The sequence below is a fragment of the Nocardia sp. NPDC050413 genome (assembly GCF_040655475.1).
Lineage (GTDB): Bacteria > Actinomycetota > Actinomycetes > Mycobacteriales > Mycobacteriaceae > Nocardia > Nocardia coubleae.
On sequence record NZ_JBFAJZ010000014.1, the window covers coordinates 121,005 to 136,573 of the forward strand.

The 15,569-nt window shown below is 68.5% G+C and carries 17 protein-coding genes; 8 read left to right on the forward strand and 9 right to left on the reverse strand.

All coding sequences use genetic code 11. From position 1 onward, the window contains the following. Positions 1–161 precede the first annotated feature (161 nt). Positions 162–1,883 carry a GMC family oxidoreductase gene (locus AB0I19_RS26080; protein WP_357152009.1) on the forward strand — a complete coding sequence of 574 codons (1,722 nt, stop codon included), beginning with the start codon at positions 162–164 and terminating at the stop codon, positions 1,881–1,883. Between the two features lie 50 nt (positions 1,884–1,933). After that, a complete protein-coding gene (locus AB0I19_RS26085; RefSeq protein WP_357152012.1) occupies positions 1,934–2,383 on the forward strand; it encodes a GNAT family N-acetyltransferase in 450 nt (149 codons plus the stop codon). A 53-nt stretch (positions 2,384–2,436) separates the two neighbouring features. On the opposite strand, the gene AB0I19_RS26090 is transcribed toward AB0I19_RS26085, so the two are convergent. After that, on the reverse strand, positions 2,437–3,204 hold the full coding sequence (locus AB0I19_RS26090; RefSeq protein WP_067495259.1) for an SDR family NAD(P)-dependent oxidoreductase: 768 nt from the start codon (positions 3,202–3,204) through the stop codon (positions 2,437–2,439). A 263-nt stretch (positions 3,205–3,467) separates the two neighbouring features. Between AB0I19_RS26090 and AB0I19_RS26095 the strand changes: the two genes are divergently transcribed. Together AB0I19_RS26095 and AB0I19_RS26100 are read left to right on the forward strand one after the other, a co-directional pair. Continuing rightward, positions 3,468–4,343, forward strand: a complete 876-nt coding sequence (locus AB0I19_RS26095; RefSeq protein ID WP_357152016.1) for an SDR family NAD(P)-dependent oxidoreductase — start codon at positions 3,468–3,470, stop codon at positions 4,341–4,343. Beyond that, positions 4,340–4,987, forward strand: a complete 648-nt coding sequence (locus tag AB0I19_RS26100) for a TetR/AcrR family transcriptional regulator (RefSeq protein ID WP_067495265.1) — start codon at positions 4,340–4,342, stop codon at positions 4,985–4,987. The genes AB0I19_RS26095 and AB0I19_RS26100 overlap by 4 nt, the downstream gene beginning before the upstream one ends. Here the strand turns inward: AB0I19_RS26100 and AB0I19_RS26105 are convergent. The 4 genes from AB0I19_RS26105 to AB0I19_RS26120 all read right to left on the reverse strand — a co-directional run bounded on the left by AB0I19_RS26105 (position 4,963) and on the right by AB0I19_RS26120 (position 8,053). After that, positions 4,963–5,670, reverse strand: coding sequence for a TMEM165/GDT1 family protein (locus AB0I19_RS26105; protein ID WP_067644146.1), 708 nt, complete (start codon positions 5,668–5,670; stop codon positions 4,963–4,965). The two genes, AB0I19_RS26100 and AB0I19_RS26105, sit on opposite strands and share 25 nt — an antisense overlap. Before the next feature lie 358 nt (positions 5,671–6,028). Beyond that, on the reverse strand, positions 6,029–6,556 hold the full coding sequence (locus AB0I19_RS26110; protein ID WP_067495270.1) for a peptidase: 528 nt from the start codon (positions 6,554–6,556) through the stop codon (positions 6,029–6,031). 141 nt (positions 6,557–6,697) lie between these two features. After that, entirely contained in the window at positions 6,698–7,321 is a 624-nt protein-coding gene (locus tag AB0I19_RS26115) for a superoxide dismutase (protein WP_067495485.1), read from the reverse strand. Positions 7,322–7,441: 120 nt separating this feature from the next. After that, the gene (locus AB0I19_RS26120; RefSeq protein ID WP_357152020.1) at positions 7,442–8,053 is read right to left on the reverse strand and encodes a hypothetical protein; all 612 of its coding nucleotides are present in this window, start codon (positions 8,051–8,053) and stop codon (positions 7,442–7,444) included. A gap of 366 nt (positions 8,054–8,419) precedes the next feature. On the opposite strand from AB0I19_RS26120, the gene AB0I19_RS26125 reads away from it, so the two are divergent. From AB0I19_RS26125 to AB0I19_RS26140, 4 genes are all read left to right on the forward strand, one after another. Then, positions 8,420–8,779 (forward strand): rhodanese-like domain-containing protein, encoded by a 360-nt coding sequence (locus tag AB0I19_RS26125; protein WP_084457547.1) that lies wholly within the window; start codon positions 8,420–8,422, stop codon positions 8,777–8,779. Positions 8,780–8,798: 19 nt separating this feature from the next. Further along, complete coding sequence (locus tag AB0I19_RS26130; RefSeq protein ID WP_357152023.1) at positions 8,799–9,836, forward strand: DUF4328 domain-containing protein; 1,038 nt, start codon at positions 8,799–8,801, stop codon at positions 9,834–9,836. Continuing rightward, entirely contained in the window at positions 9,833–10,600 is a 768-nt protein-coding gene (locus AB0I19_RS26135; protein WP_067495278.1) for a glycerophosphodiester phosphodiesterase, read from the forward strand. Before AB0I19_RS26130 ends, AB0I19_RS26135 begins: the two co-directional genes overlap by 4 nt. Positions 10,601–10,691: 91 nt before the next feature. Beyond that, positions 10,692–11,612: a DUF5926 family protein gene (locus AB0I19_RS26140; protein WP_067644351.1), complete on the forward strand. Its 921-nt coding sequence runs from the start codon at positions 10,692–10,694 to the stop codon at positions 11,610–11,612. Between the two features lie 258 nt (positions 11,613–11,870). Here the strand turns inward: AB0I19_RS26140 and AB0I19_RS26145 are convergent, their stop codons facing one another. The 4 genes from AB0I19_RS26145 to AB0I19_RS26160 form a co-directional block, all read right to left on the reverse strand. Beyond that, positions 11,871–12,419, reverse strand: coding sequence for a ferritin (locus tag AB0I19_RS26145; RefSeq protein WP_067495280.1), 549 nt, complete (start codon positions 12,417–12,419; stop codon positions 11,871–11,873). A gap of 86 nt (positions 12,420–12,505) precedes the next feature. Next, positions 12,506–13,033, reverse strand: a complete 528-nt coding sequence (locus tag AB0I19_RS26150; RefSeq protein WP_067495283.1) for a ferritin-like domain-containing protein — start codon at positions 13,031–13,033, stop codon at positions 12,506–12,508. 9 nt (positions 13,034–13,042) lie between these two features. Then, positions 13,043–14,503, reverse strand: a complete 1,461-nt coding sequence (locus AB0I19_RS26155) for an LCP family protein (RefSeq protein WP_357152027.1) — start codon at positions 14,501–14,503, stop codon at positions 13,043–13,045. A 111-nt stretch (positions 14,504–14,614) separates the two neighbouring features. Beyond that, the gene (locus tag AB0I19_RS26160; protein ID WP_357152029.1) at positions 14,615–15,391 is read right to left on the reverse strand and encodes a CPBP family intramembrane glutamic endopeptidase; all 777 of its coding nucleotides are present in this window, start codon (positions 15,389–15,391) and stop codon (positions 14,615–14,617) included. Positions 15,392–15,569 lie beyond the last annotated feature (178 nt).

A 15,569-nucleotide genomic window follows, 5' to 3' on the forward strand; every position in this document is an offset into this window, starting at 1 on the left:
CGAGGCCGTGGTCTTACGGCTGGACGGTCGCCTGCGGCAGGTGGCCCCGTGCTTCGGCGGTGTTGTGACAGTTCCCAGTCGTGCGTGCGCCGATATATGGCCTCGGGCAAGGACAGTCGAGCCCGATTACGGTTCGGCGCCCGGCTCGTAGGCTCGCCACAATGGTGGACGTGAACACCCATTACGACGTGCTGATCGTCGGATCGGGTTTCGGCGGCAGCGTCACGGCGCTGCGGCTGGTGGAGAAGGGATACCGGGTCGGCGTGCTGGAGGCGGGCCGCCGGTTCGCCGACGCCGATTTCGCCTCGACCAACTGGGACCTGCGCCGCTACCTGTGGGCGCCACGACTCGGTTGCTACGGCATTCAGCGCGTCCATCGCCTGCGCGACTGTTTCATCCTGGCCGGAGCCGGTGTCGGCGGCGGGTCGCTCAACTACGCCAACACGCTGTACAAGCCGGGGGAGGCGTTCTTCGGTGACAAGCAGTGGGCGGGCATCACCGACTGGGAAGCCGAACTTTCCCCGCACTACGAGCAGGCCACCCGCATGCTGGGAGTGGTCCGAAATCCGCTGCACACCCCGGCCGACACCGTCATCAAGGCGGTGGCCGAGGAGATGGGCGTCGGGCACACCTTCGTGCCGACTCCCGTCGCGGTGTACTTCGGCGAGCCGGGCCGCACCGACGCCGACCCGTACTTCGGCGGTGTCGGCCCCGCCCGCACCGGCTGCGTGAAGTGCGGCGAATGCATGACCGGCTGTCGGCACGGCGCCAAGAACACGCTGGTCAAGAACTATCTCGGGCTGGCCGAGCAGGCCGGGGCCACCGTGCTGCCGATGACCACCGTGACGGCCCTGCGGCCGCAAACCGACCGCACCTGGCTCGTCGACACCGAGCGCACCGGCAGCTGGCTCCGCAAGCAGCGCACCACGTTCTCCGCCGACCGCGTGGTGCTCGCCGCGGGCACCTGGGGCACCCAGCGACTGCTGTTCCGCATGCGCGACCGCGCCGTCCTGCCCGCGCTGTCGCCGCGCCTGGGTGTGCTCACCCGCACCAACTCCGAGGCCATCCTCGGCGCGGGCCGTACCACCGTGAATCCCGACATCGAGGTCACCACCGGGGTGGCGATCACCTCCTCGTTCCACCCGACGCCCGACACCCACGTGGAACCGGTGCGCTACGGCCGGGGTTCCAACGCGATGGGCCTGCTGAACACATACCTCGTCGACGGCGACCAGCGCACACCGCGCTGGCTGCGGGTGCTCGGCATCGCGGGCCGTCACCCGATCCGCACCGTTCGTCTGCTGCGCACCACACGCTGGAGCGAGCGAACCCTGATCCTGCTGGTGATGCAGAGCCTGGACAACTCCATCACCACCTACACCAAGCGTGGGCTGTTCGGCCGCCGCTACACCAGCAAGCAGGGGTACGGCCACCCCAATCCGTCCTGGATTCCGGCCGGGCACGAGGTGACCCGAAGGGTCGCCGAGAAATTCGGCGCCACCGCGGGCACCACCTGGCCCGATGTCTTCGGTGTTCCGATGACCGCGCACTTCATCGGCGGCTGCGCCATCGGCGCCGATCCGGCCACCGGCGTGATCGACCCCTACCACCGGGTGCACGGCTATCCGGGACTGAGCATCGTCGACGGCTCGGCCATTTCGGCGAACCTGGGCGTCAACCCGTCACTCACCATCGCCGCGCAGGCCGAACGGGCGGCCGCGCTGTGGCCGAACCGGGGCGAGGCCGATCCGCGGCCGCCGATGGGGCAGCCGTACCGTCGGATCGCGCCGGTCCCACCGCGTGCTCCCGTTGTGCCCGCCGGTGCCCCCGCGGCCCTGCGGCTACCCATCGAACCGGTGGACCGGTCTGCCGTCGGCGCGTGAACCGGATCGAACACCGTGCCGAATAAGCGATTTCGGTCCACCATGGACATATGGGTGGGCACGAGATCCGGCGAGCACGTCCCGAGGACTACGACGAACTGATCGGGGTGGTCGACGACTGGTGGGGGCGGGCCGTGACGCACAACCTGCCGCGCATGTTCCTCGACCACTTCCATCGCACCAGCCTGATCGCCTCCGACGACGCCGGAATCTCCGGATTCCTCATCGGTTTCGGCTCGCCCGCCGACGCCGATGCCGCCTACATCCACTTCGTCGCCGTGCGTCCCGACGCCCGCAAATCCGGCCTCGGCCGCACCCTCTACGACGAGTTCTTCACGATCGTGCGCGCCGACGGCCGAAAGCTGGTGTCGGCCATCACCTCACCGTCGAACTACACCTCGATCGACTTCCACCGCAGCCTCGGCTTCACGGTGACCGGACCGGTCGCGAACTACAACGGCCCGGGCCGCGCCCTCATCACCTTCGAGCGCGTCCTGTAGAAACGCCGAACGGCGCCTCCCGAAAGGGAAGGCGCCGTTCGGTATTCGACTGCTTACCTGGGCGCCATGCGCAGGGCGCCGTCCATGCGGATGGTCTCGCCGTTGAGGTAGTCGTGGCGGGCGATGTACTCCACCAGCTGGGCGTACTCGTCGGGGCGGCCCAGCCGCGACGGGAACGGGACGCCCGCCTCGAGGTTCTTGCGGTAGTCCTCGGTGACGCCGGCCAGCATCGGGGTATCGATGATGCCGGGGGCGATGGTGTTCACGCGGATGCCGAACTGGGCCAGGTCACGCGCGGCGGGCACGGTCATGCCGTGCACGCCACCCTTGGACGCCGAGTACGCGATCTGACCGATCTGGCCCTCGAACGCCGCCACCGACGCGGTGTTCACGACCACGCCGCGCTGACCGTACTCGTCCACCGGCTCGGTCTTGGCGATGGCGTCGGCCGCCAGCCGCATCACATTGAAGGTGCCGAGCAGGTTCACGGTGATGACGGTGCGGAACAGCTCGAGATCGTGCGGGCCGTTCTTCGACAGGATGCGACCCGCCCAGCCGACACCGGCACAGTTCACCACGATGCGCAGCGGCGCCGGGCCCTCGGTCACCTGGGCGACGGCAGCGGCGACCTCGTCGTTGCTCGTCACGTCGGCGGCGATCAGGGTGACACCGTCGGGCACGCTGTCGCCCGCGCGCTCGATGGACTGCGGGATGTCGAGACCGAACACGGTGGCACCCGCCTCGGCCAGGCGCTTGGCGGTAGCGGCGCCGAGACCGGACGCGCCTCCGGTGACGATTGCGGCGGAACCAGAAATCTCCACAAAATCTCCTGTGTTTATTGGCGGCTGGCGCCGCGGGTCTCGGCGCTAAGCGCCGCCTCTTCCCTCCCTACGGGCACTCCTTCGTCGCACCCTTCGGTCAGTCCAGAGGCGGCGACGCGCCGAGACCGGTCGTGGTTTTCGGCCTTATCGGCCTTCTGCCAATAATGCACCATAACGTTCCGGGGTGTGGTGTGGCGCACCCCTACCTCGGCGTAGCCGAAATCGTCGCGAACAGCGGTGTTTGCCGGTGGTAGCGTGCCGTCATGAGATCGTTCGCCGGTCCGAGCGTGGCCGGGCGCAGGGTCCTGATCACGGGTGCCGCGCGCGGGATCGGTGCTGCGCTGGCGCGGCGGCTGGCGGCGAAGGGGGCGCGGGTCGCGCTGCTCGGGATCGAGCCGGAACTGCTCGCCGAGGTGGCCGCGGAATGCGGTGATGTGCCGTGGCGCTACTGCGATGTGGCCGACCCGGCCCAGGTGGGGCGGGTGATTCCGGTGCTGATCGCCGAACTCGGCGGGCTGGATGTGCTGGTGGCCAACGCGGGGATCGCCAAGCAGATGGCGATGGTTGGTGGCGACGCGTCGGTGCTCGAGGAGACGCTGGCGGTGAACGTCCTCGGTGTGGCGTACGCGGTGCAGGCGGCTGGCCCGTATATCGCGCACGCGGATGGGTACGTCCTGATGATGTCGTCCATCTCGAGTGCCGTGCAGCTGCCGCTCGGCGGCGCCTACAGTGCGTCGGCGGCCGCGGTGGCCGCGCTCGCGGAAACGCTGCGCTTCGAATTGTCTTCCACGGGAGCCAAAGTGGGCGTCACCTACTTCGCGGGAATCGACACCGACATGACCGTGCGCGGCTTCGACACCGCCGCCGCGCACACCATCCTCGGCGGCACGAGCCTGGCGGGGATCTCGCCGATCGGCCCGGCGGTCGACGCCATGGAACGGGCAGTGGCCCGCCGCAAGGCCACGGTGTACGCGCCGTGGTGGGTGGCGATGGCCCGGCCGCTTCGCCCCTTCGCCCAGCTGGTCGTGCAACGACTACACGGCAACAGGGTGGCGCGCGCCGTCGAGATCGCCCGCAACGAGGACGCACCGTTCACCACCGACCAACCGGCCCGGCCGCGCAGAATGGAACGGCAATGAGTGAGGAACCCGGATCGACCCTGCGTCAGCTGCCACGCGGGCGCCACCGCCTCTCGCGCGAGGAAGTGGTCGCGTCCCAGCGCGAACGCATCCTCGTCGCGATGGGGGAGGCAATGTGCGAGAGCGGCTATGTCGGCACGCCGGTCGCGGCGGTGCTCAAACGCGCCGGGGTGTCACGCGAGACGTTCTACGAGCAGTTCCGCTCCAAGGAGGACTGCTTCCGCGCCGCCTTCGACCGCGCCTCCAAGCTCCTCTCGGACCGCCTGCAGGACACCATCGCCGAACTCGCCGACGCCGACGCGCCGACCCGGATGGACCGCATCCTCACCGCCTACTTCCAGCACCTGATCGACGATCCCGCCTCCGCGCGGCTGTTCCTCGTCGAGGTGTACGCCGCGGGACCGGCAGCGATCGCGGCCCGGATGGACCTACAGCACCGGTTCGTCACGGTGGTCGCGGCGATGCTCGGCGCCGAAACCGACGAGCAGCGTTTCGCCTGCGCCACGTTGGCGGCGGCGATCGGCGCGATGGTCACCGGCAAGATCGCCGGGGGCGACCTCGACAGCCTGTGGGAGCTGAAGGATCAGCTCATCGCGTTGGCGCAGCGCTCGGGCACGGTTTACGGCAACGCCTTCGCCGGCTGATCAACCGGCTCGCGCTCACGCCGGGAGAACCGCCAGGCCAGCACCCCGGCGCCGGTGAGGGCGGGGGCGAGCAGGGCGAGCGCGAGGGATGCGACGCCGTCGACGCCGGGGACGAAGGCGTCGAGCAGGGTTTTACCGGCGAAGAACAGGAACAGCAGACCCGAGGCGATGGCGATCCCGCGCTCGGGCAGGTGCTTACCCGCGAACTTGCCGACCAGAATCGCCAGCCCACCCGCGGCGACCATGCCTGCCACCGAGCCGATCCACACCGCGAGCCAGCTGTTGTTCGAGGCGAGCGCGGCCGCGGCGAACATGGTCCGGTCGCCGAGTTCGGCGAGCATGAAGGCGGAGATCACCACGAGAAACGCATTGCGGGTGCTCGGTGGTTCGGGGGCGGTCTCGGTGTCGTCGGCCGAGGCGAGCGCGTCGCGCAGGGTCCACACGCCGACGGCCAGCAGGGTGAGCGCGGTCACCACCGCGATGGCACCAGCCGGCAACGCCGTGCCGAGAAAGTGGCCCACACCCGCGGCGATGAGGTTCACGGCGACACTGGCGACGCTGATTCCGGCCAGGACGACCCACCAGCGGTAGCGCAGCGAGAAGGTCAGCGCCATCAGCTGCGATTTGTCGCCCAGCTCGGCCAGGAAGATCACGCCGAAGCTCAGCAGGATCGTGGCGATCAATGAATTCAGCTCCCAGGTAACAACTTCCGGCCTGCGGCTGAGACGGGATGCCTTCAGCCACACCGGTCGAATGATCGGTTTCGTGGCCGAAGGTCTCGCCCACCGGTGACTACCGGTTCGCGCAGCCGGACCGCGCCGGTGGTGGCGGCGATCAGTATGTCGACTGGGCGATTGCGGGCTACTCCCCTTCGCTGTCGTCCACCCTAGCGCGGTTGCTCCCGGAATGCCAACATCGCATCATCGAAAGGGCAACGGACACAATAAGTTTGGCTGAGCGGCCCGGATAGTTCGGTTCCCCTGAATTCCGGATCGGGAAACCCTGTTGCCAGCGATTCGCCGGGCCGGGGTCGCGAAAGATTCAGGCAGCCAACAGCATTGCCAGCACGGCGGTATCCGGGTCGCTGATGAGATCCATGCCCACCCGGCTCACCAGGGAGGTGACGGTGCCGTCGAGTTCGGCCTCGGCCCAGGCGGCCCGATGCTCCAAACCCAGATGCGGCACGCCGGGCAGCAGCACGCACCCGGACGCGGCGCCCACGCACTCGGGCAGCGACGGCCGGGTCTGCGACGGCGGATGCAGCATCAGCAGGGCGGGCGGCACATGCTCGGCGAAACGCCCCGGCTCGATCGCCTGGTCACCGACCACCGGGCCCTCCGCGAGGACGAGACCGACGGTGTCGGGTTCCGGATCGTCGGGCAACTCCTCACGCACCCCGAACACCGTGCTGGTGAGCAGCAGGCCAGGCAGCGACGCCACCCGCACGGCGAGCACGAGCACCTGCGCCCACTCCTTGGTGGTATCCGGCCACCGCCCCGACACCACGAATCCCCGCAAACGACCATCCGCCTGAAACGGCGTGAACCCGATCGGCCCCTGAACAGTCATGACGACCTCCCGACTTACGGATAAGTCAGGAATAGCCCCGAACCCTATTGGCACACAAGTACCACTGAGTGCCAGGAACTGGTCATTCCACGCAAAAGGCCCCCCGGGCGAACGCCGGGAGGCCCTTCACGGAAGTACTACTCACCCAAAGATGAGGCCCTTGCCCTGGTTGACGGCGCGGGCGAAGCGGTCCTGCACGTCGGCCCAGTTGACGACGTTCCAGAACGCGGTCACGTAGTCGGCCTTGACGTTCTTGTACTGCAGGTAGAAGGCGTGCTCCCACATGTCGACCTGCAGCAGCGGGATGATGCCGAGCGGCACGTTCGCCTGCTGGTCGTACAGCTGGAAGGTCAGCAGCTTCTGGCCGAGGGTGTCGTAACCCAGGACGGCCCAGCCCGAACCCTGCAGGCCGTTGGCGGCCGCGGTGAACTGCGCGCGGAACTTGTCGAACGAACCGAACTGGTCGTCGATGGCCGCGGCCAGGTCGCCTTCCGGCTTGTCACCACCGTTGGGGGAGAGGTTCTTCCACCAGATCGAGTGGTTGGCGTGACCACCCAGGTGGAAGGCCAGGTTCTTCTCGTGCAGGAAGATGGCGCTGTGATCGCCCGCTTCGCGCGCGGCTTCCAGCTTCTCCAGCGCGGTGTTCGCGCCGGCGACGTAGGCGGCATGGTGCTTGGAGTGGTGGATCTCGTTGATCTGCCCCGAGATGTGGGGCTCCAGTGCGCTGTAGTCGTAATCCAGATCCGGCAGCGTGTACTCGGCCACGTTGTCCCTTTCCTGTGTCGGGCTGTGTGCGCCCATCCGATCGAGCACACCAACCATCATTCGTACACCCGATTCGTGCAACCGACGACGCGCGGGCTGTATTTCTGATGGCCCAGCCGATTACAGCGGGGGCGCGACGTCTGCCTTGCTTGCGCGGGCGTCGCCCGAGTCGTGGGCGGCCCACCAGCGGCGACCGCCCTCGACGAACTCGGCCATCGGGATCTCGCGGCCGTCCAGGTCGGTAATTGTGATCTTGTCGAACCATACTCGGACGTCGAGTTCGCGCGGATCGATGCCCTCCTCCTGGGAGAACTCGATGACATGTGCGGCGATGCGCTGGTCGAGCACCGTGTCGAAGCTGAGCAGCTCGCTCCACAGCGTCCAGCCGCTGTCGTCGACGTCGATGAACTCCCAGCCGTGCAGGCCGCCGCCGCCGAAGCTCTCGATGGCCTCGTCGAGCTGGTCGATGGTGAGGGGAAGGACGCGGGCGTCGATGTCGTCCCAGCGCTGGATGCGCAGCGACGCGGCGACGCGGGTGACACCGGTGAAGGTGAGCAGCACTTTGCGCTCACCGGGTTCGGCGCCGTCGGCGGGCTGGGTGAGCACCGCCAGGCACAGCTGCAGCTTGCCCGCGTCGGCGTCCACCTCCACACCGAGACAGGTCGATTCGGACAAAGCGGTATTCAGGCCGTTGCGGTCGAAACTGTCGAGTAGCCCCCTGCTCTGGTTCATGCGCTCAGGCTACCGATCCGCCCGCCCAGATCCCACGAAATGGGATTTTCACTAGTGATGTCGTTTTTATGGAACCGAAACGGCCCGGCGTGCGTCCAAGTAGATGTCGGGATCATTGCGGACGCGAAATCCCGACGTCAGCGGCGAACGACCGCTCCGGGATGTCAGGAGGGGAGTCCCGGATCGGTCGTTCCCATGCCGCGCGAACCAGCTCGAATCCCCCTCGACGGGCGGACTCGCCCGATTGTGTGCTGATCGATTGCTGAGACCTGTGGATCGAGCTGTGGATTCTGTGGATAACCGAGATCGGTCCACAGACCACGCACACGGCGCCCGGCACCGCTTCGGGCATGGCAGGATCGAGGCGTGACGAGCTCCGATGTCCCCACGGTGCCGGTGGGCGAGGTACCGGCCGGGTTCGACCGCGCGGAACCGGTCCCCGGCGCCCAGCTGCTCGACGTGCGCGAACCCGACGAATGGGAGCTCGGGCACGCACCGGGTGCCATCCACATCCCGATGGTCGACGTCCCCGCCCGTCTCGACGACATCGACATCGACGCCGAGGTCTACGTGGTGTGCAGGCAGGGCGGGCGCTCGATCGAGGTGGTCAAGTACCTGACCCACATCGGGTACGAGGCCTGTCATGTGGCCGGTGGCATGGTCGCCTGGCAGCAGACCGGCCGTCCGGTGGTCGCCGACGGCGACCACGAAGCCAAGATCTACTAGTCCGGAACGGGGTGCGCGGGTGAGTTCGGTGGTGCAACCATGTGCACGCTGTGGCGCGCGGTGGGCCGTGCAGGGCGCGCCGATGCACTGGTGCCCGCGCTGCCGTGGCGTGCTGCTGTCACCGGGCAAGGTGGACGCGCCGCCGGAGAAACGCAATTACCGCTGGGTCGCCCGCAGGCCCGATCATCGCGACCGCCGCGTCAACGCACGCACCGTTCGCGCCGACCCCGGTCCGACTCCCCGCTACACCGAGGTGCCGCGCTGGGGTCTGCTCGATCCGCCGCCCGCCCAGCCGCGCGCACCGCGCAGGCCGTTGCGCGGCATCGCCGACCGGCGTGACCGGCTGCTCGTCATGACCGCGGCGGCGTTCGTGCTCGCCGGCCTCGCCGAATACGGCCGCTACCTGATCCTGCTGCAGAACCGCACCCGCCTGATCCCGAGCTGGCTGCTCTGGATCTCCGACGCCACCGTGTGGCTGTTCGGAACGCTCGCGCCGATCCTCGCGCTGCTCACGGCGCTGTCGCTGGTCTCGTGGCTGATCGAGGCCCGCCGTGCCGCCTACGCGGCACACGGCAGCCGCGACCCGCGCCGATCGTGGACACTGATCGCCGGTTGCGTGATCCCGGGTGTGAACCTCGTCTGGCCCGGTGTCTTCCTCACCGAACTCGCCGCGGCACATCCCGATCCACGCGCGTTGCGTGCGGTGCGGATCTGGTGGGCTGCCTGGGCGACGAGCGGGGTGCTGTTCCTCGCCGCGACGCTGTGGCGCAATGCCTCTACCCTGCAAGCCGAGGCCGACGGTGTCTCGTTCACCGGGTTCACCGACCTGTGCGCGGCCGGGTTCGCGGTGCTCACGCTGTGGACGGTTCGCCTGCTCGAGGGACGTGACCTGCGTGGGAATCCCCGTTCGGCGCACCGCCTGCTGATCGCCGCCGACCCGGCGCAGGAGGTCATCGCGCCGGTGGAACCGGGCGGTGCGAGTACGGCCGAGGAGACAGAACGTTCGGAATCCGCCGAGCCGGGCGAGAATCCGCACAAGGAGGTTGTGGCCAAGTGAGTCAGGGCAATCGCGCGCCGTTCGTCGTCGCGCACCGTGGTGCGTCGGGGGAGCTTCCCGAGCACACTCTCGCCGCCTACGAACTCGCCCTGACCGAGGGCGCCGACGGGGTGGAGTGCGATGTCCGGCTCACCCGCGACGGCCACCTCGTGTGCGTGCACGACCGCACCGTCGACCGCACCGCCGACGCGACGGGCCTGGTCAGCGAGCTGACCCTGGACGAGCTGCGCGACATGAACTTCGGCACCGAGGACGCACCGGCCGGCGTGCTCGCCCTGAGCGACCTCATCGGCCTCGTCCTCGACTGGCGCAGCCGCCCGACCAAACTCTTCATCGAGACCAAACACCCCGTGCGCTACGGCGCCCTGGTGGAGAACAAGGTGCTCGCCGAACTCCAGCGCTTCGGCATCGCCACCCCCGCCTCGGCGGATCATTCGCGCGCGGTGGTGATGTCGTTCGCCGCCACCGCCGTCTGGCGCATCCGGCGCGCGGCACCGCTGCTGCCGACGGTGCTGCTCGGCGAATCCTCGCGCTTCCTCGGCGGCGGCGCGGCGACGACGGTCGGCGCGACGGCGGTCGGTCCGTCGGTGAAAACCCTTCGTGAGCACCCGGAACTCGTCGACAAGGCCGCCGCGGCCGGCCGGGCCACCTACTGCTGGACCGTCGACGATCCCGAGGATGTGCAGCTGTGCGCCGACCTCGGCGTCAGCTGGGTGGCGACCAACCACCCGGGCCGCACCAAAGCGCTGCTCGCCACGCTGTGACATTGGCGGCCGGGGCCGCGGTTCTCGGCGCTTGACTCCGAGAACGGGGGCGCGGGGCCGCGACGTGATCGGCGGCCATAAACTCCGTGCCGTGGGTAAAAGCAAGCGGAACAGTCCTAAGCCCGACAGTAATCGGGCTCAGCGTCTCGCCGAGCGGCGTGCGGCGCAGGAGCAGGCATCGGCGGTCGTGACGCGACCGTTCGAAGGTCTTGCTGCCGAATGTGATCTGGTGGCGCTGCGGGAGTTCGTGCCGTCGGCGACCGCGACCTTGAAGCTGGCGCCCGGCGTGGCCGCGCAGCGCGAGGTCACCCTGGCGACGGTGCTGCCCGGCGCGGTCGCCGCCCTGGTGCGCGCCGGTGACGAGCCGGTCGGCTTCGTCGGCACGCAGATGCAGTTCCGTGGCGCCGATCCGTCGGCCGATATCGCCGCCGCGATCCTGTGGACGCAGTCGGCCGAACCGGGCGAGTCGCTCACGGCCCCGGAGGCCGTCGAGGGCGGGCCGCGCCTGGCGGACGTCATCGACCCCGGTGCCGACCTGGAGCTCACCGTGCACCAGGACTTCGACTGGTGGGTGCCCGAGGGCGTGACCCCCGACCCGCAGGTCGCCGCGACGATCGAGCAGGCCAAGCAGGCGATCATGCCCTCGGCCCGCCTGGATCTGGGTGCCGACGGTGTCGGCGCGGCGTGGTGGGTCGACGCGGGCGAGAAGGCGCACGTGCGATGGGTGCGTCCGGAAGACGAGGACGCCCTGATGCTCGCGCTGGCGCGGGTGCACGCGGGCGGCGGCCTGCACATGGGCGAGGGTTCGCGGTTTGCCGGTTCCTTCCGCACCCACGGTGTGCTCGTTCCGGTGTTCGACCTCGATCCCGAGCGCCACCCCACCGAATGGGAGGCGCCCGCACGCGAATTCGGTGCGCGCCTGGCCGAGGCACTGGCCTCGGACGCCCCGATGACGAGCGAGGAGCGGCGTTCGCGCGACGGCCTGCGTTCGCGTCAGGTCACCCTGCGCTGAACATTTCCGTGCGCATGAAATTAACGAAACATTCCACTTTCACACTGTTCGGTCGGTAGGTTGACCCCAACGCCGACGCTCGGCGTCAGTGAAAGTCGGAGGACATCATGGAATTTCTCGGCTCTGTTGCCGGTCTCGCACAGATGGTGATCGGCACCATCCTCGCCAACACCGGCTCGGGCGGTTCCGGCTCCGGCTGGTGAGACGACGAAGGGATCGGCCCGGTACACCCGGGTCGATCCCTTCACCAATTGCGGGTCAGACGCTGCCGCCGGCGACCGACGGCGCGCCCGAGGCGTCCTTCGGGGTGCTCAGCTCACGCCACATGAAGGCCTCGAGATCGAACAGGTTCGACCCGGCGCGCTCGGCGATATTGAGCAGCGTCGTCATGGCGGCGACCTCTTCGACCTGTTCCTTCAGGAACCACTGCATGAACTGCTCGCCGAGGTAGTCGCCCTCTTCGCGGGCGGTACTCGCCAGCCGCACGATCTGATCGGTGACCGTCTTCTCCTGGGCCAGCGCCAGCTCGATCGGCTCGCGTGCGTTCTCGAAGCTCGACTTCGCCGCGTCGATGCCCGCGATCTCGACGCTGATATCGCGGTCGAGGAAATACTGCACGATCATCATCGCGTGATTGCGTTCTTCGACCGACTGCGCGTAGAACCGTTTGGCCAGCTGCGGCAAGTCGTTGTTGTCGAACCACACCGCAATGGCGATGTACTGATGTTCGGCGTTGAACTCATGCCGGATCTGGTCTTGGAGCAGGCTGTGGAATTTGCTGCGGGGGGGTTCCGGATGAATCGACATGCGGGCCACATTAGCGCTGGTCAGAAGGCTTGTCATCCAAGTGCAGCCTTATTGAGGACAGTATTTCCTAAGCAAGTATTTCCTAACTAAGCCCGGCCTTCGCCCGCCATTTTCGGGGCCGTCGCATACGTTTTCGCAGTTCCCGGCAGTTCGCGCCGAACGAATTCTTCCACATCGAACAAATTGCCGTCGCGGTCGAGCACGGCGAGCAAGGTGGTGAGCGCGGCGACCTCGTCGACCTGCTCCCGCAGGAACCATTGCGTGAACTGCTCGCCGAGATAGTCGCCGGCCGCGCGAGCAGTCGCCGCGAGCGCGCTGATCTGGGTGGTGATCGTCTCCTCGCGCGCGAGCAGGAACGCGATCGCCTCGCGCGGGGCATCGAAATCGGGACGAACCTCGTCGAGCCCGCCGACCCGCACCGCCACGTCCCGGTCCAGCAGGTACTGCACCATGCGCAGCGCGTGGCCGCGATGTCGCGCCGCATGCGCATAGGTCTGGTCGGCGAGCTGCGGCAATCGCTGCGCGTCGAAGTAGACGGCCGCGGCCAGGTACTGCTGGGCCGCGGTGAGTCCGTGGCGGATCTGGTCACGCAGGAGTTCGGTGAAGTCGGCCATGAGTCGACGTTACCGGGTGAGCAGATCCTCCGGAATCTGCTGATCCTTGGCGAGCGCGTCGAAGAAGCCGGGCGCCTTGGCCTTGTCCCAGAGCAGCACATTGCCCACATCGGTATCGGTGAAGCCGCCGATCGGCACGCTGGTCGTCACCGTGTCGCCGCGCATCGCCCAGCCGAGCGCGCCGAGGTTCCAGATGTGGTCGCCCTCGTCGACCTTCAGCGAGCCTGCCACGCCCGTCGCCATCGGCCACAGCGCGAACGGATTGGCGAGCGTGCCCATGCTCGTCGCCTTCTTCAGCAGCGCCGACATGAACATGCGCTGATGATTCATCCGGTCCACATCGGCGTTCGGGGTCGCGCGGGTGCGCACGAAACCCAGTGCCTGCGGGCCGCTGAGTTCCTGACAGCCCGCGGGCAGGTCCAAACCGGCCAGCGGGTCGACGATCGGCTGGTCCAAACACATTTCGATACCGCCGAGCGCGTCGACGACACTGGCGAAACCACCGAAACCGATCTGGGCGTAATGGTCGATGCGCACGCCGGTGGCTACCTCGACGGTCTGTACGAGCAGCGGTGCGCCGCCGAGCGCGAAGGAGGCGTTGAGCTTGTCCTTGCCGTGGCCGGGGATGCTCACATACGAGTCGCGCGGCAGGCTGACCATGGTGGTCGGGCCCGACGACGGGATGTGCACCAGCATGATCGTGTCGGTGCGTTCGGGGCCCGTGTCACCGCCGGTGGCCAGTTCGGCTTCCTGGTCCTCGGACAGGTCACCGCGCCCGTCGGAACCGACGAGCAGCCAGTTCGTGCCGGGAGTGTCGCCCACCCGGTCGCTGTAGGAGGCGAGGGCGGGGATGCGGGTCAGCGAGTTGTCCAGGTAGACGACACCGGCGATCATGCCCACGATCAGCGCGACGACCACCACCGTGAACCAGCGGAACGGGTGGCGCCTGCGACGGGGACGCGGCGGACGTGGTGCGCGGCCCCCGACCACGGGCGGTGGGGTGCGCCTACGTGGCGGAACCGCGTCGTGATGGGGGACCGGTCGCTGCGTCGGGGCGTGCTGCACCGGTTCGCGTCTGCGCGGCTTCTGCTCGCGGGGAGCCGGGGGCGCCTGTGCGGGCTGAGGCGCCTGTGAGTACGCGAGGGGTTGGTTGTCGCGGCCGTCACGGTGCAGGACCTGGGTGGGTTCGATGTGCGAAGCGGGGCGGCGGTCGTGCGGGGTGTGGCGGACGGTCGGCCCCTCGGGTGCCGGGTAGCCGGGTCGGCCCGCCCCGGGCGGGGGCGGCACGGGACGCCGCGCATCGGGTGCGGGACCGGGGCGGCCGGGAACGGGCGGAGGGCGCCGGGCGTCGGGCGCGGGTCGGCCCGGGACAGGCGGCGGTCGCCGGGCATCGGGCGGCGGGCCGGGGCGGCCGGTCGGCGGCGGCACCCGGCGCCTGCGTGGATCATCGCGTGGGTTGTCGCCGTTCATCACTGTCGAACTCTACTGATCGTGGGGTGCGCGGGCTGGGTTTGCGTGCGCGGTCACTACTGCATACCCATGGTCGGCCCGACCGTTAGCGCGCCGCGCGGTGACACGCCGTCACGGTAGCCAACCGACGCGTCCGCGCAGCACGTTGTAGCCGAGATAGGCGACGGCATCGATGAGAGCGTGCGCCAGGATCAGCGGCCACAGCCGGTTCGTCCGCTGCCAGTATCGGCCGAAGATGAGACCCATCACGATATTGCCCAGCCCACCACCCAGACCTTGGTACAGGTGGTAACTACCACGCAGCAGCGCCGAGGCGAGCAGCGAACCGTTCTCCGACCAACCGAGTTTGCGCAGCCTGCTGATGAGGTAGGCGACAACGATCACCTCCTCGGCGACCGAATTCGCACAGGCCGACGCGATGAGCACCGGCAGGCGCCACCAGTGTTCGTCGATCGAGTTCGGCACGATGGTCACGCTCACTCCGAGCGCGTGGGCGAGCAGATACAGGCCGAGCCCCGGTATCCCGATCACCGCCGCCAGCACCACACCCGCGACCGCGTCGGTGCGGCCGAACCGCGCCAAACCGACCAGGCGCGGCCCGATTCCGCTGCGCCACAACAGGTAGAGGCCGAGCGCGGCCCACGCCAGCAGCCGCGTGATGCCGACGAGTTGAAACAACAGGTCGATGACCGAGTTGTTCGAGCGTGACGCGTTCAGCGCGACTGTTCGCCCGCCGACCCCACCCGGTGACAGCGCGGAATCGAGCAGTGAAAGGCCCGCGCTGATCCCGCTGAGGCCGAAAGTCACCAGCAGTACGACGCCGATCTCGACCCGGATCCCGAACCGCTCGCGTTCGCTCAGCTGGGTCTCGGGAGGTTCCACGCGCATGCCGCGCAGTGTAGGCAGGGTAGGCACTCGGTGTATTGCGCCCATGAGGTGCTGGCTGTGTTTTTGGAGCGCTGGCGCGCTCGAGCGCGGCCCCTGGAGGGCCGCGAGTTAGCCACCGTTGCTCGCGCTTCGCGCATGCGCAACGGCGGCTAACTCGCGGCCGGGCCGCTACGCCGCT

Coding starts and splice junctions, on each gene's coding strand:
- AB0I19_RS26155 (WP_357152027.1), bottom strand. CDS start 14,503: ATGAACGGCGACAACCCACGCGATGATCCACGCAGGCGCCGGGTGCCG.
- AB0I19_RS26145 (WP_067495280.1), bottom strand. CDS start 12,419: ATGTCGATTCATCCGGAACCCCCCCGCAGCAAATTCCACAGCCTGCTC.
- AB0I19_RS26080 (WP_357152009.1), top strand. CDS start 162: ATGGTGGACGTGAACACCCATTACGACGTGCTGATCGTCGGATCGGGT.
- AB0I19_RS26160 (WP_357152029.1), bottom strand. CDS start 15,391: ATGCGCGTGGAACCTCCCGAGACCCAGCTGAGCGAACGCGAGCGGTTC.
- AB0I19_RS26150 (WP_067495283.1), bottom strand. CDS start 13,033: ATGGCCGACTTCACCGAACTCCTGCGTGACCAGATCCGCCACGGACTC.
- AB0I19_RS26095 (WP_357152016.1), top strand. CDS start 3,468: ATGAGATCGTTCGCCGGTCCGAGCGTGGCCGGGCGCAGGGTCCTGATC.
- AB0I19_RS26100 (WP_067495265.1), top strand. CDS start 4,340: ATGAGTGAGGAACCCGGATCGACCCTGCGTCAGCTGCCACGCGGGCGC.
- AB0I19_RS26120 (WP_357152020.1), bottom strand. CDS start 8,053: ATGAACCAGAGCAGGGGGCTACTCGACAGTTTCGACCGCAACGGCCTG.
- AB0I19_RS26110 (WP_067495270.1), bottom strand. CDS start 6,556: ATGACTGTTCAGGGGCCGATCGGGTTCACGCCGTTTCAGGCGGATGGT.
- AB0I19_RS26085 (WP_357152012.1), top strand. CDS start 1,934: ATGGGTGGGCACGAGATCCGGCGAGCACGTCCCGAGGACTACGACGAA.